Annotated in this window: 13 protein-coding genes; 5 read left to right on the top strand and 8 right to left on the bottom strand. The window is 74.5% G+C overall.

Going from position 1 to position 23,110, the window contains the following annotated elements; genetic code table 11:
• The 3 genes from ADK67_RS19125 to ADK67_RS19115 form a co-directional block, all read right to left on the bottom strand.
• A partial coding sequence (locus ADK67_RS19125) for a hypothetical protein (RefSeq protein ID WP_157620586.1) occupies positions 1-200 on the bottom strand: 200 nt, incomplete at its 3' end.
• 343 nt (positions 201-543) lie between these two features.
• Positions 544-3,957: a BTAD domain-containing putative transcriptional regulator gene (locus ADK67_RS19120; RefSeq protein WP_053717794.1), complete on the bottom strand. Its 3,414-nt coding sequence runs from the start codon at positions 3,955-3,957 to the stop codon at positions 544-546.
• 87 nt (positions 3,958-4,044) lie between these two features.
• A complete protein-coding gene (locus ADK67_RS19115) occupies positions 4,045-7,458 on the bottom strand; it encodes a BTAD domain-containing putative transcriptional regulator (RefSeq protein ID WP_063797647.1) in 3,414 nt (1,137 codons plus the stop codon).
• 467 nt (positions 7,459-7,925) lie between these two features.
• On the opposite strand from ADK67_RS19115, the gene ADK67_RS19110 reads away from it, so the two are divergent.
• Positions 7,926-8,897 carry an ATP-binding cassette domain-containing protein gene (locus ADK67_RS19110; RefSeq protein ID WP_053717811.1) on the top strand — a complete coding sequence of 324 codons (972 nt, stop codon included), beginning with the start codon at positions 7,926-7,928 and terminating at the stop codon, positions 8,895-8,897.
• Positions 8,894-9,685 carry an ABC transporter permease gene (locus ADK67_RS19105; protein ID WP_053717792.1) on the top strand — a complete coding sequence of 264 codons (792 nt, stop codon included), beginning with the start codon at positions 8,894-8,896 and terminating at the stop codon, positions 9,683-9,685. The genes ADK67_RS19110 and ADK67_RS19105 overlap by 4 nt, the downstream gene beginning before the upstream one ends.
• Before the next feature lie 14 nt (positions 9,686-9,699).
• Here ADK67_RS19105 and ADK67_RS19100 read toward each other — a convergent pair whose 3' ends face one another.
• From ADK67_RS19100 to ADK67_RS19090, 3 genes are all read right to left on the bottom strand, one after another.
• Positions 9,700-12,864, bottom strand: coding sequence for an ATP-binding protein (locus ADK67_RS19100; protein WP_053717791.1), 3,165 nt, complete (start codon positions 12,862-12,864; stop codon positions 9,700-9,702).
• A gap of 30 nt (positions 12,865-12,894) precedes the next feature.
• Positions 12,895-14,217: a cytochrome P450 gene (locus tag ADK67_RS19095; protein WP_053717790.1), complete on the bottom strand. Its 1,323-nt coding sequence runs from the start codon at positions 14,215-14,217 to the stop codon at positions 12,895-12,897.
• A gap of 149 nt (positions 14,218-14,366) precedes the next feature.
• The gene (locus ADK67_RS19090; protein ID WP_053717789.1) at positions 14,367-15,008 is read right to left on the bottom strand and encodes a TNT domain-containing protein; all 642 of its coding nucleotides are present in this window, start codon (positions 15,006-15,008) and stop codon (positions 14,367-14,369) included.
• Between the two features lie 173 nt (positions 15,009-15,181).
• Between ADK67_RS19090 and ADK67_RS19085 the strand changes: the two genes are divergently transcribed.
• On the top strand, positions 15,182-18,391 hold the full coding sequence (locus tag ADK67_RS19085) for a tetratricopeptide repeat protein (protein WP_053717788.1): 3,210 nt from the start codon (positions 15,182-15,184) through the stop codon (positions 18,389-18,391).
• 146 nt (positions 18,392-18,537) lie between these two features.
• Entirely contained in the window at positions 18,538-19,983 is a 1,446-nt protein-coding gene (locus tag ADK67_RS19080) for an RICIN domain-containing protein (RefSeq protein WP_053717787.1), read from the top strand.
• Between the two features lie 75 nt (positions 19,984-20,058).
• On the opposite strand, the gene ADK67_RS19075 is transcribed toward ADK67_RS19080, so the two are convergent.
• The gene (locus ADK67_RS19075; protein ID WP_053717786.1) at positions 20,059-20,970 is read right to left on the bottom strand and encodes a LysR substrate-binding domain-containing protein; all 912 of its coding nucleotides are present in this window, start codon (positions 20,968-20,970) and stop codon (positions 20,059-20,061) included.
• A gap of 47 nt (positions 20,971-21,017) precedes the next feature.
• Here ADK67_RS19075 and ADK67_RS19070 point away from each other — a divergent pair, with 47 nt between their 5' ends.
• Positions 21,018-21,947: a DMT family transporter gene (locus ADK67_RS19070; RefSeq protein ID WP_157620584.1), complete on the top strand. Its 930-nt coding sequence runs from the start codon at positions 21,018-21,020 to the stop codon at positions 21,945-21,947.
• Between the two features lie 21 nt (positions 21,948-21,968).
• Here the strand turns inward: ADK67_RS19070 and ADK67_RS19065 are convergent, their stop codons facing one another.
• Complete coding sequence (locus tag ADK67_RS19065; protein ID WP_053717784.1) at positions 21,969-23,096, bottom strand: transcription termination factor Rho, short form; 1,128 nt, start codon at positions 23,094-23,096, stop codon at positions 21,969-21,971.
• Positions 23,097-23,110: the final 14 nt, after the last annotated feature.

Here is a 23,110-nt window from a genome sequence, read left to right as displayed (position 1 = left end):
CGCCCCACCATCGCCCGCCAGCCGACCACCACCCGCCGCCGCACCGCCACCACTCGCCGCCCCACCACTCGCCAGCCCACCACCACCTGCCGCCGCACCGCCGCGACGTGCCAGCCGACCACTGCCAACCTCCGCCGCACCTCGACCTGCCAGCCGACCACCGCCACTCGTCGGCCCACCGCGACCGTTCGGTCGACCACCGCCCGCCGTCCGACCTCCACCAGCGATCAACCCGCCACCGCCACCTGCCGCCGCTCCGCCACCACCCGTCAGCCGACCTCCACCACCTGCCGCCGGACCTCTGTCTCCGCCGACCATCAACCCGCCGCTGCCCTGTCGCCGCACCTCCGTGACGTGCACCCGCCCGCGCGGCGACCTGTCGGCCGGCCTGCGTTCCCCGTCGGCCACCTCCGCGAGCTGTCGGCCCACCGCGAGCCGCAAGCCCGCCCCCGCCACCAACAGCCGCCAGGCCACCGCGAGCCGTCAGCCCGCCGCCAAGAGCCGCCAGCCGACCGTGAGCCGTCAGCCGACCTCCGCGAGCTGTCAGCCCGCCTCCGCGACCCGTGCGGCGGCTCGTCGCACGTCCCAGCGAGCGCCGAAACCGCGGTAGAGGTCGAGTGCCTCGCTGACGACGCCCTCGGCCTCCGCCGCCTCGCCCCGCCGGGCGAGCAGGACGGCCTGGTCCTCGAGAGTCTGCGCCAGCTCGAACGTCCGACCCGCCGCCCGGTAGTGACCGACGACGGGCACCAGGCCCTCCGGGTCGGCCGCCAGCACGCTCCGGCACCGCCGCGCGGCCGCGGCGGCGCGGGCGGCCTTGGTTTCTCGGGCGGCCTCGGCCTCGCACGCTTCGACGGCCGCCCGAGCCGTGGCGTGATCACCGCACGCCAGCGCCTGGCGCACCAGCTCCGGCAGCCACTGGTGCCGCAGCATCATGTCGGCGTACCGGGTGTCGAGGATCGTGCCGAGCACGGCGACCGCCCCCGCGTGATCACCCTCGCGGGCCGCCGCCATCGCCTGTGCCCCGACCAGGAAGTCGCAGTTCTCCCGGTACGCCTCGGTCACCAGGGGCAACGTCAACCCGGTGGTCAGGTGCGTGTCGAGCCGCGCGCCGTCGTCCCGGTGCGCGGCGATCAACGCGACCACCCCGTGCAGCAGCACCGGTCCGCCCTCCCGCAGCCCGTAGCCGGTGAACTCGGGGTCCGCGATGACCGCCTCCAGCCGCGACACCGCCTCGTCCCACCCGCCGAGCCAGAACTGGTGCACGGCGGCGGCCAGGTGCAGGCCCGCCACCGGGGTGCCCCGCCCGGCCAGGTCGAACGCGGCACGCAGGCTCGACGTAGCCTCGTCCAACCGGTCCAGGCACTGGAGCGTGAAGATGCGGTTGTCCAGCAACAACAGCCGCAGGTCGGTGAGCGCGACGTCGGTGCCGACCACGTCCAGCGCCTGATCGAGGTACGCGACGGCACGCGGGTAGTCCCGGCGCACCGCCTCCACCTGCCACAGCACCTCCAGCGCCTGCCCGATCGCGAACGGGTCGGCCGCCCGCTCCCCCGCCTCGATGGCCGCCCGCGCGCTGGCCTCGGCCCCGTCGAGCTCACCGATGCCCGCCCGCTGCACCAGTGCCAGCAACGACAGCAGCCGGGCGCGCCACATGTCCGACAGCACGGGATCGGCCAACGCCTCCCGCGACGCCGTCACCGCCTCCTCCGCCCGCGCGCCCCGGTACGGCATGTACGCCAAAGTCCAGCGCACCTCGGCGATCAGGTCCGGCGACCGCAACCGCGGCAACGCCCGGCGCGCGTGCTCCTCGGCTTCGGCATCCCGCCCGATCCGGAACAACGCGCTGCTGAGGTGCGCCATCAACGTCGCGTCACGCTCGTCCCGCACGACCGACGACCCGAGGCAGCGCTGCAACAGCTCGACCGCCACCAACGGCGCCCGGTAGACCAGCGCGGGCGCCTGCGCGACCAGCCAGTCCACCACCCACGAGCCGACCTCGCCGGACGCGGCCAGCAGCTGCTCGGCCACGTGGTCGACGGGCGCGCCGGACGCGGCGAGCGCCTGCGCCGCCTGCTGGTGCAGCGCGGTGCGCAGGGCGGCGGGTGTCCCCTCGTACAGCGCCTGCCGGATGAGCGGGTGCCGGAACGCCATCCGGGGGCCGGCGTCGCGCAGCACGCCCGCCGCGATGGCCTCCTCGAGCCGTCCGGCGAGGTCGAACACGGGCGTGCCGAGCACCACCGACAGGTCCTCCACGGCGAACTCGCCGCCGAGCAGGGCGGACCAGCGCAGCACTTCCCGGGTCGGGTCGGACAGGAAGTCCAGCCGGCCGGTCACCGCGGACACCAGCGACACCGGGACCCGGTCCAACGCGTGCGTGGCGACGTCGGCGACCCCGGTGGCGACCTCGACGACCCGTTCGCGGACGAGCGCGTCGGCGACCTCGCGCAGGTACAGCGGGTTGCCGCCGGCGCGGGCGGCGATCCGGCGCAGGCCCGGTCCGGGCGACGCGCCCACGAGGCGTCCGACGAGGCCCGCGACCTCGGTGTCGGCCAACGGCGCCAGGTCGAGCACCGCGCCACCGCCCGATTCGACGTCCCGGCGCAGCCGTGCGACCTCGGCCCGGTACGGCACCGGCCTGGCCGCGCCGACCAGGAGCAGCGGCAGCCGTCGTGCCACGGTCGTCAGCCGGTGCCACACCTGCGTGCTGGTCTCGTCCGACCACTGGAGGTCGTCGAGCGCGAACACCAGCGGACCGTCCGCGCACAGCTGTTCCACCAGGGCGACCAGCCGGTCGACCGCGCCGAACACCGGGTCGGAGTCGGCGAAGATCGAGCCGGCGGGCCGTTCCTGGCGCAGGGCCCGCGCGGTGGCCGCTCGTCTCGGGTCGCGGGAGCGCGTCTCGACGCGCAGGCAGTCCAGGGCGAGCCGCAACGGGAACCGGCTGCCGAGTTCGTCGGCGACGGCGTGGGCGATCTGGTGCCCGGACCGGGTGGCCTGCGCCAGCAGCGCGGCCAGCAGCGCGGACTTGCCGATGCCCATCTCGCCTTCGATCCACAGCAGCCTGCCCGCGCCGGTGGTGACGTCGTCGACCGCCCGTCGCACCGCGGCCAGCTCCACGTCCCGGCCCACGAGTTCCGCGTCGAGCGGCGGGTCGACGGGCTCCACGAAGGACGGTCGGCGCACGGCGGCCACCGGCGCGGGGTCCGTGCCGCTGAGGATGTGCTCGTGCGCGGCGCGCAGCCGACGGCCGGGCTCGACCTCCAGTTCCGCGACGAGGACCCGGCGCGCGTCGCGGAACACCTCGAGCGCTTCGGCGGTGCGCCCGGACCGGTGCAGGGCGAGCATCAGCAGCTCGCGTGCCCGTTCCCGCAACGGTTCCTCGGCCACGAGGTCGGCGAGTTCGGCCACGACCTCGGCGTGGGCGCCGGAGGCGAGCGCGGCCTCGGCGCGCAGTTCCCGCGCGGTGGTCCGCGCCTCGCCGAGCCTGCGCCGCTGGGCTTCGGCGAACGGGCCGGTCAGCCCGGCCAGCGCCTCTCCGCGCCACAGCGCCAACGCCTCGTCCAGCGCACGCCGGGCGGCGCCGGGGTCGCCGTCGGCGAGCTGCCGCCTGGCCTGGTCCCGCAGCGACTCGAACCCGGCCACGTCCAGCCCGCCGTCCACCAGCAGCCGGTAGCCGGAGCCGACGGACACGAGCAGCCGTGCCGGGACGCCTCGCGGCCGGTCGGGTTCCAGCGCCTTGCGCAGGGTCGACACGTAGGTGTGGACGCTGCCTTCCGCGGTCGGCGGCGCGTCGGCGCCCCAGACGCCCGCGACCAGCTCGTCCCGTCCCACGCCGCCGGAGCGCAGCGCCAACATCGCGAACAGCGCCCGTGGCCGCGAGGAGCCGAGGTCCACTTCCCGCTCACCCGACCAGGCGCGCACCGTGCCCAGCAGCTCGACCCGCAACGCGCCCGTCATCCCGCAGACCACCTCTCGTCCGACACCGTGCACACGTACCGCCGCCCACCGGGGTTCACCCCACCGCCCTTGCTCTGCCGCGGCCCCTCAGCCGACCCATCCGAACTCCTGCCCCTCACCGCGTGGTCCGCGCATCCGGGCCTGCGCCCGTCGCACGTCGTGCACCGCGCCCAGTCCCTCGTACAGGGCCACCGCCTCGCGGAACGCCGTCTCGGCCGCCGCGCGGTCGCCGCGGGCCGCGAGCAGCACCGCCGCGTCCTCCAACGCCTCGGCCAGCTCCACCGGACGGCCCACCTCCCGGTAGCGGGCCGCGGCGGCGAGCACCGGTTCCGGGTCGCCCTCCAGCAGGCCTCGGCAGTGGGCTTCGGCGGCGGACGCCCGGCCGGGGACCCGTTCCAGGGCGGCCTCTTCGACGCACCCGGCGAGTGCCCGCTCGGCGATGTCCGACCGCCCGTTGCGGAGTGCCAGCCGCGCCACGTCCGGCAGCCACTGGTGCCGCGGGAGCAGCCGCCCGGGGTTCGAGGTCAGCAGGGGCTCCACGGCGGCGAAGGCCTCGTCGGGCCGTCCGGCGCGGTCGGCCAGCACCGCCCGTGCGGCCAGCAGGTAGTCGCCGTTCTCCCGGTCGGACGGGGTGACGGAGGGCTGGTCGGCGGCGGCACGGAGGTGGTCCTCGGCGTCACGGGTCCGCCCGCGTCGGGCGGCGATCAGCGCGGCGACCCCGCGCGCGAGCAGGACCGGTCCGCGTTCGCGCAGCTCGTAGGCCGTGCCCGGGTCGTCGCGCAGGGCGTCCGCCTCGGCCAGCGCGCGGTCCCACCGGCCGCGCCAGTAGTCCTGCACGGTGGTGGTGACGTGCGGTCCGATCCCGCCGGTGCGGGCCAGGTCGCGGGCCGCGCGCAGCACGTCGTCGGCCTCGTCGAGCCGGTCCAGGCTCTGCAGGGTGAACGCCTTGTCGTCGAGCAGGCTGAGCCGCAGCGTGCCGAGGTCGTGCCGCCCGTCGGTCAGGGCCAGCGCGCGGTCGACCCGCTCCAGTGCCTCCGCGTGGTCGCGGCGGACCGTGCTGACCTGCCACAGGCCTTGCAGCGCGTGGGCCGCGGCCAGGTCGTCGCCCGCGTCCTCGCCGCGCCGCAACGCGCGGTTCGCGGTCTCCTCGGCGGCGGCGACGTCGTTGAGGCCTTCCCGCTGCACCACCGCCAGCAGCGATTCCAGCCGCGCACGCCACGGCGGCGGCACCGCGTCGTCCGCCACGGCCGCGCGGAGCCCGTCGACGGCCTCCGTCACCTGGCCGTCCCGGTAGCAGGTGTAGGCGAGGATCCAGCGCATCCCGGCGGCCCGGTCGGCGTCCCTGGTGCGGGCCAGCACGTACCTCGCCGCCGCCTGGGGCGGTCGGCCGAGCCAGAACATCAAGGTGGCCAGCAGGGCGGCCAGCCGCTCCCGGTGTTCGCCGTCCACTGTGGACTCGGCGATGACGGCGCGGAGCAGTCCGATGGCCGCGTCGGGCGCCCTGTTCACGAGCACCACCGCGTTCGCGACCAGCCAGTCCGCGGCCCACTCGTCGACCGTGGCCGGTGCGGCGGCCAGCTGCCCGACGACCACTTCGACCGGTGCGCCCGCCTCGGCCAGCGCGTCGGCGGCCTGGCGGTGCAGCGCGGCCCGGACGCCGGCGGGCACGGAGAGGTAGAGCGCCTTCCGGATGAGCCGGTGGCGGAACGCCAGCTTCGGCCCGCCGTCGTCCAGCACGCCGGCGGCCGTCGCCTCCTCCACTGCGGCGACGAGACCTCCCAGCGGGCGGCCCGTCGCGGTGGCGACGTCCCCGAGGGCGAACTCGTCGCCCAGCAACGACGCCGAGCGCAGCACGTCCGTGGTGGCCGCGGACAGGAACCCCAGCCTGCGGGCCAGCACCGACACGAGCGAGCGGGATAACTCCTGGTCCGCGCCCGGCGCCCGCTCGGCGACGCCGTCGACCACCCGGACCGCGCCCTCGCGCAGCATGACGTCGACCAGGTCCTTGGTGTAGAGCGGGTTCCCGGCGGTGAGGCCGATGACCGCGCGCAGGCTCCGGCCGGGAGGCGCGCCGAGTCGTTCGGTCAGCATCGCGGTGACCGACTCGTCGGACAACGGGCCGAGTTCCACCACCCGGCCGCCGGAGCCGACGACCGCGCGGCGCACCTGCTCGACGTCGGCGCGCCGGGGCACCGGCCGGCCGGCGGCGACCAGCAGCAGGGGCCACTGGCGCGCCACCCGCAGGAGTCGGTGCCACAGCAGGACGCTGGCCTCGTCCACCCACTGGAGGTCGTCGACGACGATGACCAGCGGCGCTTCGTCGCACAGCTCGTCGATCAAGCCGAGCAGCCGCTCGATCACCAGCGGCACGGGGTCGTCGGACGCGTCGGCGGTGCCGCGCAACGCCTGCGCCAGCGCGGCACGGCGCGGGTCGGCGGAGGACTCGGTGACGTCGAGGCAGTCGAGCAGCACCCGCAGCGGGGTGCGCGGCCCGAACTCGTCGCCCGCGGCCCACGCCACCCGGCACCCGGCCTCGGCCGCCCGGGACAGTCCGGTGGCCAGCAGGGCGGACTTGCCGATGCCGGGCTCGCCACCGACCCACACCGCGCCGCCCCGGCCGGCGACCAGGTCGGAGACGGCCACGCGCAGCAGGTCCGCTTCCTCGTCCCGCCCGACGAACACGGCGGGCTCGATCATCGGCGACGCGCCGACCCGTGGCGCCGGGACGTCGTCGGCCTTGTCCTCCAGCACGGCCCGGAGCGCCTGCCGCAGGGCGGAGCCGGGCTCGATCCCCAGTTCCTCCACGAGCACCCGGCGTGCGTCGTGGTAGACCTCCAGCGCCTCCGCCTGCCGCCCGGCCCGGTGCAGCGCCGTCATGAGCAGGGCGCGCAGGCCCTCCCGCACCGGGTGCTCGCGGGTGAGCGCCGCGAGGTCCGCGATCACGTCCTCGTGCCGGCCGACGACGAGCGCCAGCTCGGCCCGCCGTTCCGCGGTGGCCAGTCGCAGCTCGTGCAACCGGGAGCGCTGCGACTCGGCGAACGGTCCGGGCACACCGGACAGCGCTTCACCCCGCCACAACCCGTGTGCCTGCTCCAACTCGGCCAGGGCGAGCGCCGGGTCGCGGTCGGCCAGCTCCCTGGCCCGTTCGCGGTGGCGTTCGAACCGGTGGACGTCCACGCCGTCCACGGGCACGCGCAGGCAGTACCCGGACCCGGCGGAGGTGAGCACCACCCCGGCGGACCGCTTGGCCCGTTCCGGTTCCAGCGCCCGGCGCAGGCCGGAGATGTAGGTGTGCAGGCCGGCGCCGGCCGTCGCGGGTGGCGAGTCGCCCCACACGCCGTCGATCAGCTCGTCCTTGGACACGGCCTGCCCGGCGCGGAGGGCGAGCAGGACGAACACCGCGCGCCGCCGAGCCGTCCCGAGGTCGACCTCGACCCCGTTCCGCCATGCCCGGACCGCGCCCAGCAGTTCCACCCGGACGGGGACTGGGGCAGCTGTCACCGGTTCCGCCCGCCGCGGCCGGGAGTTGGTGCCGTGGGGCGGACTGTGCGTTGTCGCGGGTGGTGATCACGCGCGCCGCGCCGGGTCGTCACGACACCCGCGCGGACCCGCCACCGGCGCCGAGGGCGGGACGGCGTGCCGCATTCCACACGACCGGGAATGGCGTCCGCCGCGCAGTCGACCGCCGACATCGGATCACCAAACCCCCTCGCCCTTCCGAACCGCGGCAATCGGCCCACGCACCGAACCGACACGATTCCCCACTTCCAACATAACCACAGGGAGCCACTCCTGGTCGCCAACAGTAGCGGTAAACACCGACACGTCCGGAGAGCGAACGGCGGCCACGCGGGTCCGCCGCGACGGCAAGCCGGGCTGCCTGACGTTTCCGACCACCACCCGTTTCGGGCGGGTGGTGAAACCGCGGTGAAACCGCCGTGATCCGGCCCGGCGGCACTGTCGTCGGCATGACCAACAACCCCACTGAGCCCGCGATCGCGGTGACCGGTCTGCGCCGGTCGTACGGCAGTCAGGTGGTGCTCGACGGCATCGACCTGCACGTGCCCGAAGGCACCGTCTTCGCGCTGCTCGGCCCCAACGGCGCGGGCAAGACCACGCTGGTCCGGATCCTGTCGACCCTGCTCCGCGCCGACGCGGGCGAGGCTCGCGTCGACGGGCACGACGTGGCGCGCGAGCCGGACCTGGTGCGGGCCGCCATCGGCGTCACCGGCCAGTTCGCCGCGGTGGACGACTTCCTCACCGGCGAGGAGAACCTGCTGCTCATGGCCGACCTGCACCACCTGGGCCGGGCCGAGGGACGGCGACGCACGGCGGAGCTGGTCGAGCGGTTCGGCCTGCGTGAGGCGGCGAAGAGGGCGGGCGCGACGTACTCGGGCGGCATGCGGCGTCGGCTCGACCTCGCCATGGGCCTCGTCGGCGACCCGCGGGTGATCTTCCTCGACGAGCCGACCACCGGGCTCGACCCGCGCAGCAGGCGCGACCTGTGGCAGATCGTGCGCGACCTGGTCGCCCAGGGCGTGACGATCTTCCTCACCACCCAGTACCTCGAGGAGGCGGACCAGCTCGCCGACCGGATCGCCCTGCTGGACCACGGCAGGGTCGTCGCCGAGGGCACACCGGCCGAGCTGAAGCGGCTGGTGCCGGGCGGGCACGTCGAGCTGCGGTTCGCCGACGAACGCGCCCTGGTCGCCGCCGCCGCGGTCCTGGACGTCGCGCCGGACCCGGCCGACGGGTCGCCGGTCCTGCGGGTGCCCGGCGACGGCGGCGTCCGCTCGCTCAAGGCCCTGCTCGACCGCCTCGACGCGGCCTCCGTCGACGTCGACGGGCTGGCCGTGCGGACACCCGACCTCGACGACGTGTTCTTCGCCGTGACGGGCCGGCCCGCTACCACCACCGCTCCGGAAGTGACCGCCCGATGACCAAGATCACCCTCGCCGTCCGCGACTCGACCACGATGCTGCGCCGCCAACTGCGGCACATGTCCCGCGCCTGGTCCATGACGCTGATGCTGCTCGCCGTGCCGATCGTCTTCCTGCTGCTGTTCGTCTACGTGCTCGGCGGCACGCTCGGCGACGGTCTCGGCGGCGGGGCGGGCGGTCGCGGCGCGTACGCCGACTACGTCACGCCCGGCATCCTGCTCATCACCATCGCCGGCACCGTGCAGGGCACCGCGATCTCGGTCGCCATCGACATGACGACAGGGATCATCGCGCGGTTCCGGACGATGGCCATCGCGCGGGTGTCGGTGCTGACCGGGCACGTGCTCGGCAGCGTGCTGCACACCCTGTTCAGCCTCGCGGTCGTGCTCGGCGTGGCCCTGCTCGTCGGGTTCCGGCCGAACGCCACCGCGGTCGAGTGGTCGGCGGTCGCCGGCCTGCTCACGGCGACGACGTTCGCCCTGGTGTGGTTGGCCGTCGCCATGGGGCTGGTGACGAAGACCGTCGCGGCGGCGAGCAACCTGTCCATGCCGCTGACGCTGCTGCCGCTCGTCGGCAGCGGGTTCGTGCCGACCGACTCGCTGCCGGCCGGGCTGCGGTGGTTCGCCGAGCACCAGCCGTTCACGCCGATCATGGAGACGCTGCGCGGGTTGCTCCTCGGCACGCCGATCGGCGACAACGCCGTGCTCGCGCTCGGCTGGTGCGCCGTGATCGCGCTGGTCGGGTACGGCTGGGCGAAGCGGCTCTACAACCGGGACCGCACCCGCTGACCGGTCCGCCCGCCTCAGCCGCCGATCGGGCGCTCACGCACCAGGTCGAGCGCCGCCGCGCGGACACCGGCCCGGTCCAGGGCGGCGTACGACGACACCGCTTCGTGGTACGCCGCCCGGTCGGCCCGCTCGGCGTCCGCCCGGACCGACGCGGCGGACATGGTCGGCTGGAAGTCGCGCGGGAACGGGAACCGCTCGGCCAGCGTGAGCATCCGCACCGCCGACCGCGCGAGGCACGCGTCACCGGTCCGGCGGGCGCGGGCGAGGTCCGCCATGGCGACGGCCACCAGCAGTGCCCCGCAGATCGCCTGCTCGACCAGGTGCGGTGGCGGCTTGACCAGCGGATGGGTCAGCAGGCGCGCCAACAGTCCGGGCAACGCGTCCGCGACCTCCGCCACCAGCTCCAGCCGCCCGTGCCGTGCGTGCGCGACCACAGCCACCGACCACGCCTGCACCGCCCACGGATCCAGGTCGAACGGGACGCCGGCGAGGACACCCGTGTCGCGCACCCGGTCCACCGCACCGCGCCACAGCCGCAGACCGGCTTCCACCTCGCCGCGCGCGAGCCGCACCTCCGCCCGGATGCCGAGGTCGTAGCCGGCCGACTCCGCCGCCTCCTCCTCGTCGAGCGCGACGTGCGCGAGACCGTCCAGCCACCGCTCGGCCTCGGCGGTGTCACCGAGCTGGAGGTTGGCCAGCACCAGCCACGCCCGCACGCCGACCGCGTCGACCCGCGCGCCGAGCCGCTGGAGCAGCGGCAGCGCGGCGAGCAGGTGGTCGCGGGCCTCCGCGCCCCGCCCCACGCGCAGGCAGATCTCGGCGACCCGACCGTGGCCGAACGAACGCGGCCACGGCAGGTCGCGGTCGGTGAACACGTCGAGCGCCAGCCGGGCCGCCCGCAACGCCGCGTCGACGTCGCCGACGGATTCCCAGTGGTAGCAGGCGAAAGCGTTCGCGACCGCGGCCACCAGCGGTTCGGTGCTGTCGCACAGGCGGCGCACCTCCGGCGGGTCGCCGAGCGCGCCGACCACCCAGCCGATCGCCCGGACCACGGTGTCCGGCCGCCCCAGGCCGAGGCGGCGCAGCGCCACGACCGTCCGCAACGACCCCTGCCCCTCGGCGCCGAACGTGTACGCCACGGCCACCGTCAGCGCGGTCCTGGTCACCTCGACGAACGCGGGCTCCGGCCGGTAGCGCGACAGCGGCCGGGAGGTCTGCCGGATCAGCGCGGTGAGCCGCGGGTAGTTCGACTCCAGGCTCCACCCGCCGCCCAGGACCGCGGTGACGGCCGCGACGGTGGGCCGGTCGTCGCGACCGAGAGCCGACCGGAGCGCCTGGACCAGGTTCTCCTGCTCCGCCTTGACCGCGGCGGCCGTGGCGTAGGGGTCGGCGTCGAACAGGTTCGCGTGCTCGGCCATCCCGAACGCCCGCGCCCACCCCAGGAACGCCGCCGTCACGTCGTCCGCCTCACCCGCCGCCGACCGGCGCGCGGCGCTGAAGTCCCGGACCGTCTCCAGCATCCGCAGCCGGGTCCCCGACGGGGTGTCGGACACCTTGACCAGCGAGTGGTCGACCAGGTGCTCCAGCACCGCGTCCACGTCACGCGTGGTCGACGGCAGCGCGTCGAGCAGCACGCGCGCGGCGTCGGCGGTGAACCCGTCGGTGAACACCGACAGCGCGCGCATCGCCGCCTGACCGGCCGGGTCCAGCAGGTTCCAGCTCCAGTCGACGACGGCGTGCAGCGTGTGGTGGCGTCGCGGCGCGTCCCGGGCGCCGCCGCGCAGCAGGGCGAACCGGTCGTCCAGGCGCCGGGCCAGTTCCCCCACGGACATGGTCCGCACCCGCGCGGCGGCCAGCTCGATCGCGAGCGGCAGCCCGTCGAGGTGGCGGCACAGCTCCCGCACGGCCGCCGCGGGCAGGTCGACGCCGGGCCGCGCCGCCCGCGCCCGCTGCCCGAACAGCTCAACGCTCGTGGTCAGGCTCAGCTCCGGCAGCGGGTGGACCGACTCCGACGACAGGCCGAGCGGTGTCCGGCCGGTGGTGAGGACGCGGACGTCGGCGGTCAGCGCCACGAGGGTGCGGACCAGGTCGGCGACGCCCGCGACGACGTGCTCGCAGTTGTCCAGCACCAGCAGGGACGGGCCGCCGGCGAGCTTGGCCGCGATGGCCGCGGCGACGTCACCCGTCACGTGCCCGCCCCGGTGCTCGCCCGCGCCGAGCACCGTCGCCACCTCGTGCGCCACGTCGTCGTCCGCGCCGAGGGCGGCGAGCGGCACGACGGTGACCACCGGCGCCTCGGCACGGCGGGCGACGGCGTGGGCGAGCCGGGTCTTGCCCAGCCCGCCCGGCCCGACGATCGACGTCACGCGGGACGCGCGGAGCAGCGCCTCCACCGCGGCGACGTCCTCGTCCCGCCCCAGCAACGGATTCGGCTCGTGCGCGACACCGTGCCGGACCACGGGCACGACACCCTGGAGCAGCCGCCGGTGCTCGGCTCGCAGCGCCGGGCCGGGATCGGCGCCGAGCTCCTCGCGCAACGCCCGCCGGTACGCGTCGTAACGGGCCAGCGCCGTGGCCGGGCCGACCGTCGCCGCCTCGCACCGCAGCAGCTCGACCAGCACCTCCTCGTCACGCGGGCTCGCCGCGGCCAGTTCCGCCAACGCGTCCACCGCCTCGGCGGGCCGGCCGAGCCGGGCCAGGGCGAGCGCACGGGCCCGCACCAGCGTGCGGCAGGTGGCCGACCGCTCCGCGCGCAACGCGGTCACGGGCCCGGCGTCGTCACCTGGTTCGACGCCTCCCCACAGGGCCAAGCCCGCGTCGGCGTGCGCGAGGGCGGCGGCGTGGTCGCCTTCCCGCGAGCACCGCGCGGACGCCTCCGCCCGGACCAGCACCTCCGCGCTGTCGACCTGCTCCTCGGCCAGGGTCAGCCGGTAGCCGGTCGGGGTCCGGGCGATGACGTCGGCGCCGAGCGCGGACCGTGCCCGGGACACGAGGACCTGCAGGGCCTTGGCGGGGTTCTCCGGCCGCTCGTCCGGCCACAGCGCGTCGATCAACCGCCCGGTGCCGCAGCCGCCGCGCAGGTCGCCGGCGAGCAGCGCGATCAGGCCGCGCAGCCGCGGGCCCGCGATCTCGCGGCCGCGGAACGACACCCCGGACAGCAGGACGAGATCGGGGGCCACAACGCCAGCGTAACGACCCGGGACCGCCGGCTACGACACCCGGCTCGTCACGCGCATCCGCAGCCGGCGCGGCCGGATCACGGCGGCCGCGGCGGGTCGGACGTCCTCCTCGCCGGGCAGGTGCGCCAGCCGCCACCGGGTGACGATGGACGCCAGCGCCAACGTCGCCTCCATCAGGCTGAACTTGTCGCCGATGCACTTGCGGGCGCCGTTGGCGAACGGCACGAACGCGTGGCGCGCCGGTTTGCGGGCCGGGTCCCAGCGGTCGGGGTCGAAGCGGTGCGGGTCCGGGTGCAGGTCGGCGTCGTGGTGGATGGGGTACGGGCTGTAGGCCAGCACGGTGCCCGCCGCGAGCGGGTGCCCGCCGAGTTCGGTGTCGGCGGTGACCTGGCGGGTGAGGATGTACACCGGCGAGCGCAGGCGCAGGGTCTCGGTGATCACGCGGCCGGTCAGCTCCAACGCGGCCAGGTCGTCGGTCGTCGCGGTCCGCCCGGCCAGCACGGCGTCCACTTCGGCGTGCAGGCGGCGTTCGACGTCGGGGTGGCGGGCGATCAGGTGCAGCGCCCACGCGAGCGTGACGGCGGTCGTCTCGCTGCCCGCGAGGTGGAAGGTGAGCATCTGGTCCACGACCTCGTGGTCCGACAGGGTCCGGTCCGCGCCGGTGGACTCCTCGTCGTACCCGGCGAGGAGCGCGGACAGCAGGTCGCCCCGGTCGCCGCCCTCCGCCCGCCGGGCCGTGACGATGGCCTCGACCTTCCCCCTGATCCGGGCGTGCGCCCGCGCGAACCGCACGTTCACCGGCAGCGGCAGCTTCGTGAGCGCCCTCGGCATCATCATGCGCGGCAGGATGTCGGTGGCGAGCACGTCCGCGTCTTCCTGCGACTGCTTCAGCTCCGCGGGCGACAGCGTGTCGGAGAACATGGTCGCGGTGAGCACGTTCGTGGCGAGCATGCCCATCTCCGCGGGCACGTCGAGCACCTGACCGTCCCGCCACGCGTCGACCCGGTCGGCGATCTGCGCGGCCATCGTGCGCCCGTACGCGTCGAACCTGCCGACGTGGAACGCGGGCTGCAGCAGCCGCCGCTGCCTGCGGTGCTCGTGGTGCGGGCAGGTGGACAGGTTGTTGCCCACCACGTCCCGCACCCGGTCGACGAACGGACCGCCCTTGTCGAACGTGCGGTCGTCGCGGAACACCTGCTGCGCCAGCCCGGCGTCGCAGACGACGACCGCCTTCACCGGGCCGAACGCGATGCGGACCAGCGGTCCCTGGCGGGCGAGGGAACCGAGGAAGCCCAACGGGTCGCGCATCATCGGCCAGGCGTGCCCGACGACCGGCAGCCGACCTCGTGCCATGGGAATCCGCGTTGCCGGGTCCACTGGACGCACCTCCCGCGCTCCACCCCATGGTGGTGGCGGCACGGCGGTCCGTCGAGTACGGATTGCCGATCGGGGCGTTCACACAGTGCGGGTCGACCGTTCGGCCGAGCAGCCCGGCGCCACGGTCAGCGCAGGCGCTGCAGGTAGTCGTTGTCCAGCAACCACATCACGTTCAGCCGCTCCGGCGCACCCGGCACGAGCGCCCCCCGCAGCTGGTACTGGACGCCGCCGCCGGACTGGGCGAACCACGACGCGATGGGGCCCGCGTCCACGTCGAAGTCCCTGATGACGAGGTAGACGTGGTAGTTGCACTGCTCCGCGGGCGTGCCGACGAGGTTCTGCGGCGGGATGGAACGGGTGGTGTACGGCAGGCCCTCGGGCGCGAGGAACGCGCCGTACTCGCTGCCGTAGCGGTCGATCCGCTCGCCCTCGTCCAGGGTCTCCTGCCACTTGACCGGGGCGCCGGACCCGTCGAGCTGGTACCCGTCCGCGGGCGGGTAGCGCCACGAGCCCGCTTCGTCGTCGTAGTAGGTGTCGAGGAACGTCTCCTCGGAGAGGTCACCGGTGCGGCTGTACCCGACGAGCTGCCGACCGACCTCGCCCGCCACGGGCAGGCGCTCGGGCCCGAGCCTGCGGTCGCCGTGGTACAGCTCGGCGGAGCACTCGGTGGGATCGGTCTGCGCCGCGTGGGCGGGTGGGGCGGCGGCCAGGACCGACGCCAGCAGGATTGACGACAAGGCAGTGGCGAACTTGGCGAACCCGCGCATCCGACGACCTCCTGGTGCTCGACGCTCGGGACGCTAGTGCCGTCCCGTGCCCCGGTGGAGGGGTCGACGGCGCGGTTCACCCGATCCATCACGCCATGTGGTCCGGTCGAGTGCACCGTGCCGCTGCGTAGCGGGTGCTGGTCGTGCCGGGCGCCGGCCGCGATGATGGGGGTGTGAGCGAGGTCGAGCAGGCGGTCGTCGCGTCGGGCGCCTCGGTCGTCTTCCAGGCGGCCGGTGACGTGACCGTGCACGGTGACGTCACGGCCGGACGTGGTGCGCCGGCCATGGAGTCGGTGTCGCCGCCACCCGGCGTGGGTCGTGCCCCGCTGGTCTCCGGGCCGTTCGTCGGCCGCGACGACGAGCTGGGACGGCTGGACGAGGCCGTGTCCGGGTCGGGTCGGGCCGCCGTGGTGGCGGTGCACGGGCTCGGCGGGGTGGGCAAGTCGACGTTGGCGGCGCGGTTCGCGCAGGTGCGCGCGGACCGGTTCGCGTTCGTCTGGTGGGTGGTCGCCGACTCGCCCGCCGCGGTGAACGCCGGGTTGGCGGAGCTGGCGGTCGCGGTGGCGCCCGACGCGGCGCGCGTGCCGTTGGAGGAACGCGTCGGGCTGGGTGTGCGGTGGTTGGCCACGCACGACGACTGGCTGCTGGTCCTGGACAACCTGACCGGCCCCGAGGACGCGAAGTGGCTGCTGGAACGCGTGCGCACGGGCACGATCGTGATCACCTCGCGCAAGCGCCTCGGCTGGGGCGCGGTGGCGACCGTCGCGGTGGACGTGCTGCCGGCGGACCAGGCGGTGGAGCTGCTGTCGCGGCTGGTGCGCGCCGAGTGGCCGGAAGCGGACCTCGCGGGCGCCGACGTGCTCTGCACGGAGCTGGGGTGGTTGCCCCTCGCGATCGAGCAGGCCGCCGCCTACATCGCCCAGACCCGCATCACCGTCGCGGAGTACCTGGACTCGCTGGCGAGGTTCCCGGCGCGGATGTTCACCGCGACCGCCGAGGGAGGTGACGCGCAGCGCACGATGGCGAGGGTCTGGCACGTCACCCTCGAACGGCTCGCCGACACCCCGCTCGCGGTGCGGGTGCTGCGCCTGCTGGCCTGGTACGCCCCCGACGCCGTGCCGCGCGCGTTCCTCAGCGGGTCGGCCGACGAACCCGACCTGCGCGAGGCCCTCGGCAAGCTCTCCGCCTACAGCATGGTGACGCTCACCGGCACGACCGTCGGCGTCCACCGCCTCGTCCAGGCCGTCGCCCGCACGCCGGACGCCGACGACCCGTTCCGCCTGCCCGCCGACGTCGCGGAGGCACGCCGGACCGCGACCTCGGTCATCGCGCGCGCCGTCGACGGCCTGGACCACCGCCTCCCGGCGTCCTGGCCGGTCTACGAAGCCGTGCTGCCGCACGCGATGGCGTTGTTCGACCACACCGCGCACGACGACGACACCGCCGCCACCTGCCGCCTGTTCGGCGCGTTGGGCCAGTTCCTGCGGAACCAGGGCGCGGTCAGGGACGCCATCGCCCTGTGCACGCGCGCGGCCCGCGCGGCCGGACGACTGCACGGTCCGCGGCACGTCGAGACGCTCGGCTGCCTGAACAACCTGGCCGGCGCCTACGTGGACAAGGGGGAGGTCAGCCGCGGTGTCGCGCTGTTCGGGGCGGTGCTGCGCCAGTGCGAGGAGGAGCTGGGCGACGACGACGTCGTCACGCTCACCGTCCGCGGCAACCTCGCCAACGCCTGCCGGGTCGCGGGCGACCTGGCCACGGCGATCGAGCTGGAACGCCGCACCCTCGCCGACCGCGAGCGCGTCCTGGGCCCGGACGACCCCCAGACGCTGTCGGCCCGCGGCAACCTGGCCGGCACCTACGAGTCGGCGGGCGATCTCGAGTCCGCGATCCCCCTGTACGAAACGACTCTCGCCGACCGGGAGCGCGTGCTCGGGCCGGACCACCCCCACACGTTGAACTCCCGCAACAACCTCGCCAACGCCTACCACGCGGCGGGCGAGGTGGGCAAAGCGCTCGCGCTGCACCGGGCGACGCTCGCCGACCGCGAACGCGTGCTGGGCGACGACCACCCGCACACGCTCACGTCCCGGGCGAACCTGGCCGACAAGCTCCTGTCCACCGGCGACCTCGCGTCCGCCATCCCGTTGTACGAAGCCACTCTCGCCGACCGCGAACGGGTGCTGGGGCCGGACCACCCCGACACCCTCGTCTCCCGCGGCGACCTCGCCGACGCCTACCTGTCGGCGGGGAGACTCGCCCTGGCGATCCCCCTGCACCGCAAGACCCTCGCCGACCGGGAACGGATGTTCGGTCCCGACCACCCCGCCACGCTCATCTCCCGCGCCCGGGTGGCGAGCACGTACCTGATCGCGGGCGACGTGGCGCGGGCGATCAGTGTGCACGAGGAGGTGGTCGCGGGGTTCGAGCGCGCGTTCGGCCCCGGTCACCCGGACACCCTCGCGGCACGCGGGAACCTCGCCCGCGCCCACAGGTCGGCGGGACACCTGGCGCACGCCGCACGGCTGTACCGCGAGACCCTGACCGGCATGGAGGACGCGGTCGGGCCCGAACACCCCCGCACGGTCTCCGTCCGCGGCGAACTCGCCGGCGTGCACATGGACGTCGGCGACCTCACGTCGGCCATCCCGTTGTACGAAGCCACCTTCGCCACCTGCACGCGGCAGCTCGGCCCCGACCACATCGACACCCTCTCCCACGCGAGCAACCTCGCCGGCGCCTACGAGGCGGCGGGCGACCTGGCCCGCGCCGTCCCGCTGCACGAGCAGACCTACCGGACCGCCCTGACCGCGCTCGGACCGGACCACCCGAGCACCCTCACGCTCCGCAACAACCTCGCCAACGTCCACGAGACAGCGGGAGACCGTTCCCGGGCCATCGCGCTGCACGAGGTCAACCTCGCCGAACGCGACCGGCTGCTGGGCCCCGACCACCCCGACACGTTGAGCTCGCGGCACAACCTCGCCAACGCCCACCTGTCCGCCGGCGATTTCCGCCGGGCGGCGCCCGAGATCGCGGCCGTCGCGGCGGACCGGGAACGCGTGCTCGGCCCCGACCACCCCGACACCCTCGTCTCGCTCGACACGCTGGCCGGGGCACGCCACGCGCTCGGCGACCTGCCCACCGCCCGCGCCCTGTACGAAGCCGTCCTCGCCGCCCGCAGCCGGATCCTCGGCGACGGCCACCCGGACACCCTCATCTCCCGGGTCCGCGTCGCGCACGCCCACCACTCCGCCGGCCACCACGACCTGGCCACCACCCTGTTCGACGCCGCCCTGACCGACTGCCGACGGGCGCTGGGCGAGGATCACCCGATCACCCGGGCGTTCGTGACGAGCTGGCGAGCCGTCACCGGGACCTGACGGGCGTCGGGAGGGCGAGCGAGGCTTGACGCCGGCACTCGCGCACTGCCAGCATTGGGCGCGATGTTTGCGTAAACATTGCGTGCGCACGGAGTCGCCCACGCCGGTTTCTCCTCCCTGTGGTGGGCCCGGACAAAGGAGTCCAGATGTCCCGCTTGTCCCCGAGGCGGTGGCGTGCGGCGCTGACCGCCGCGGCCGTCGGTTTGGCCACCCTGCTGCTGCCCGGCGGCACGGCGAACGCCGCGCCCGTGACCGTCGACGTGGGCGTGCAGTTCACCGACACCGGCGGCAACCTCGTCCAGGCGCACGGCGGTGGCGTGATCAAGGTCGGCAGCTACTACTACTGGTTCGGCGAGAACCGGCACCCGGACAACCTGTTCCGCGCCGTCTCCGTCTACCGGTCGACCGACCTGAAGAACTGGGAGTTCCGCAACAACGTCCTCACCCAGAACAGCCACTCGGAGCTGCGGACCTCCTGGGTGGAACGGCCGAAGGTCATCTACAACGCGTCCACGGGCCAGTACGTGATGTGGATGCACTGGGAGAACGGGCAGCACTACGGCGAGGCGCGGGCGGCGGTGGCCTACTCGTCCACTGTGGACGGCAACTACACCTACCAGGGCAGCTTCCGGCCGCTCGGGCAGCACATGTCGCGCGACATCACGCTGTACAAGGACGACGACGGCACGGCGTACATGATCTCGGCCGCGCGGGAGAACTACGACCTGCACATCTACCGCCTCAACGCCGACTACCGGAACGTCGCGCAACTGGTCGCCAACCCGTGGCCGGGCGGGCACCGCGAGGCGCCGGCGTTGTTCAAGCGCAACGGCGTGTACTTCATGCTCACCTCCGGCGCCACGGGCTGGTCGCCGAACCAGGCGAAGTACGCCACCGCCACCAGCGTCTCCGGCCCGTGGAGCGCGATGCGCAACGTGGGCGACTCCACCACGTACCGCTCGCAACCGGCGTACGTGCTGCCGATCCAGGGCACGCAGACGACCTCGTACCTCTACATGGGCGACCGCTGGGCCGGCGCGTGGAACGGGCCCGTGAGCGACTCCAGCTACGTCTGGCTGCCGATCACGTTCTCCGACAACACCACCATGAACCTGTCGAACGCCGGCCAACTCGTCATCGACACCGCGACCGGCACGATCAACACCGTCGCCCTGGCGTACAACCGGATCACCGTGCGGCACTCCGGCAAGTGCCTCGACGTCGCCAACGCGAGCGGGGCCGACGGCGCGGCGCTGATGCAGTACCCGTGCGGCAGCGGGCAGAACCAGCAGTTCCGCTTGCAGTCCGCGGGCGGCAACTACGTCCAGTTGATCGCCCGGCACTCCAACAAGTGCCTCGACGTGAGCGACGCCAGCACGGCCGACGGCGCAGCGGTGGTGCAGTGGAGCTGCAACTCGGGGCAGAACCAGCAGTGGTCGCTCGTCGACGCCGGGTCGGGCTACTCCCGGCTGGTCGCGCGGCACTCCGGCAAGTGCCTGGACCTGCCGAGCAGCTCGCAGGAGAACCTGCAGTTCAAGCAGTACCCGTGCGGCAGCGGGCAGAACCAGCAGTTCCAGGTGACGCGCGTCTGAGACCGGTACGCCCCGCTTCCGACCCGATCGCACGGCGGTCGAGTCGGAGGCGGGGGCGCTCGGGCGTGGTGGCGTTCAGGCCAGGTGGTGGAACCGGGCCGCGGCCGACGTCAGCGCGTCCACGCAGGCCCTGATCGCGCCCCGGTCGTCGTCCTCGGCGCGGTTGATCGCGTAGATGGTGCGGTTCAGGGCCGGACGGGTGGTGAGGATCCGCACGCCCTCGGGCACGGAGTCGCGGCCGAGGCGCGGGACCACCGCCGCGCCCACGTTGCCCGCCACCAGCGCCAGCTGGGTCGGGTAGCTGCCGATGGCGCAGGCGATCCGCCCGTCCACGCCCTGCTGCCGCAGCACGTGCGCGAGCCAGTCGTGGCAACCCGAGCCCGCGCTCCAGGCGATCCACGGCAGGTCGTCGACCTCGGCCAGGTCGACGGCCTTGCGGTGCGCCAGGCGGTGGCTCGCGGGCAGGGCGAGGTCCGCCACGTCGGCCAGCAGCGTGGTCCGCGAGGTCGACGGCGGCATGGTGACGGGGAGGTGCTCCCAGCTCTCCAGGACCGCCACGTCGAGCCTGCCGTCGACCACCAGCGGCATGGTCTCCTCGGCCTCGCCCTCGTGCAGGGTCACCTCCAGGCCGGGGTGCTGGGCGCGCAGCGTCGCCAGCACGGGCGGCAGCAGGGCGTGCACGGTGGTGGAGATGGCGCCGATCCGCAGGGGGCCGGTGATGTCCTCGCGCAGCAGCTCCAGGTCCGACCGCGCCTTGTCGACCTGGGCCAGGATGGTCGCCGCGTGGCCCGCCAGCACGTGACCGGCGGTGGTGAGGCGGACGGTGCGGCCGTGCGGCTCCAGCAGCCGCTGCCCGGCTTCCCGCTCCAGCTTCGCCAGCTGCTGCGACACGCCGGACGGGGTGACGTGCAGCGCCGTCGCCGCCGCCGCGACCGTCCCGTGGGTCGCCACGGCGTGCAGGGCGCGCATCCGCTCCAGACCGAACACGGTAGAGATGCTACCGGGTTCCGCTGACGACAATTCGCTTGTCCTTGATGGTCGGTGGACCTCAGGGTGGACGGGTGACCACGACCGAAGCCCGTCCGGCGACCGTGCCGTCCCCCACCAGGGTGAACCCGGCGCTGTTGGCGATGGCGGGCAGCCTCTGCATCGCGTTGTCGTCCGTGTTCATCAAGGTGTCCGGCGCCAGTGGGAGCACCAGCGCGTTCTGGCGGTGCCTGTTCTCGCTGCCGGTGCTGGGCGCGTTGCTGTGGTGGGAACGGCGGCGGGGCACCGCGCGGCGGCGGTTGCTGCTGCCGCTGCTGGCGGGCGTCGGGCTCGGCGTGGACTTCGTGCTGTGGGGTGACGCGATCGCGCTGGTCGGCGCGGGCATCGCGACCGTGCTGCTGTCCGTGCAGGTGGTGATCGTGCCCGCGGTGGCGTACCTGGTGTTCCGGGAACGGCCGTCGAACCGCTTCGTGTACGCCGCGCCCGTGCTGGTGGGCGGGATCGTGCTCGCGGGCGGGTTGGCGGGCACGCCGGCGTTCGGCCCGGACCCCGTGCTGGGCGCGGTGCTCGCGTTGGGCGCGGGGGTGGGGTTCGCCGCCTACCTGGTGCTGATGCGGCGGAGCACCGGACCCGGCGCCCGCGACCACACACTGTTCCTGGCCACGGTGTCGGCCGGTGCGGTGGCCGTGGCGATCGGCGTGCCGACCGACCGGCTCGACCTGTCGCCGGGGTGGCCCGTGCTGGGCTGGATGCTCGCGCTGGCGTTGATCGGCCAGATCGCGGGCTGGCTGCTGATCTCCACGGCGTTGCCCCGGCTGTCCAGTGCGACGGGCGCGACGATGATGCTGTTGCAGCCGGTGGGCGCGATCCTGATGGGCGTCGTGCTGCTGCACGAGCGGCCGAGCGTGCCGCAGCTCCTCGGGTGCCTGGTGGTGCTCGGCGCGGTCGCGTTCGTCAGCGTCGGGTCGCGCCGCTGACCCGTTGCGGGAACGTGGACGTCAGCGTGGCGTGGTGTGCGTGAGGCGGATCAGGAACTCGGCGTTGTCGCCGGTCTTGCGCAGGCCGTCGAGGAGCACGTCGACCGCGTCCTCCTTGCCGGCCAGGGCACGGCGCAGCAGCCGGGTGGCCGCGGCGTCGCGGGGCGTGAGCAGGAGGTCGTCGCGGCGGGTGCCGGACTGGTTGACGTCCACGGCCGGGAACACGCGCCGTGCGGCGGCTTTGCGGTCCAGCCGCAGTTCGGCGTTGCCGGTTCCCTTGTACTCCTCGAAGAGCAGCGCGTCGCCCGCGGAGCCGGTGTCGACCAGCGCGGTGGCGATGATCGTCAGCGAACCGCCGCCCTCGACGTTGCGCGCCGCGCCCAGGAACCGCTTGGGCGCGGTGAGGGCGCTCGCGTCCACGCCGCCGGACAGGACCCGGCCGGACGAGGGCGCGGCGAGGTTGTAGGCGCGGCCGAGGCGGGTCGCGGAGTCCAGCAGCACCACCACGTCCCGCCCCAGCTCGACCAGGCGCTTCGCGCGTTCGACGGCGAGTTCGGCGAGCGCGGTGTGGTCCCGGGGCGGGTGGTCGAAGGTCGCCGCGACGACCTCGGCCGGCACCGCCCGGGAGAGGTCGGTGACCTCCTCCGGCCGTTCGCCGACCAGGACGAGCATCAGGTGGCACTCCGGGTTGTTCTTGGCGATGCCGTGCGCGATCGCCCGCAGGACCGAGGTCTTGCCCGCCTTGGGCGGCGCCACGATCAACGCGCGCTGCCCCTTGCCGATGGGCATGAGCAGGTCGACCACCCGCGTGGTCAACTCGTGCGCCTCCGTCTCCAACCGCAGCCGTTCGTGCGGGTGGGTGGGCACGAGGTCGGTGAACACCGGCCGGGACCGCGAGTGGCGTGGGTGCGCGCCGTTGACGGCCTCGACCGTGACCAGCGACGGCGCCTTGCCCTCGCGCGCCGGTGGCGCCACGCGACCGTGCACCTCGTCACCGCGCCGGAGACCGTGTTCGGCCACCAGGTGCGCCGCGACGGTGACGTCGTCCGGTCCGGGCAGGTAGCCGTCGGTGCGCAGCACGGACCGGCGGTCCACGACGTCGAGGACGCCGGAGACGAGCCGGGTGTCGGTGGAATCGTTGTGGTTCAAGGGTTTTCTCCCTG

The sequence above is a fragment of the Saccharothrix sp. NRRL B-16348 genome (assembly GCF_001280085.1).
GTDB lineage: Bacteria > Actinomycetota > Actinomycetes > Mycobacteriales > Pseudonocardiaceae > Actinosynnema.
Note: the sequence above shows the minus strand (reverse complement) of the source record. Positions and strands in the feature narration are given on the sequence as shown.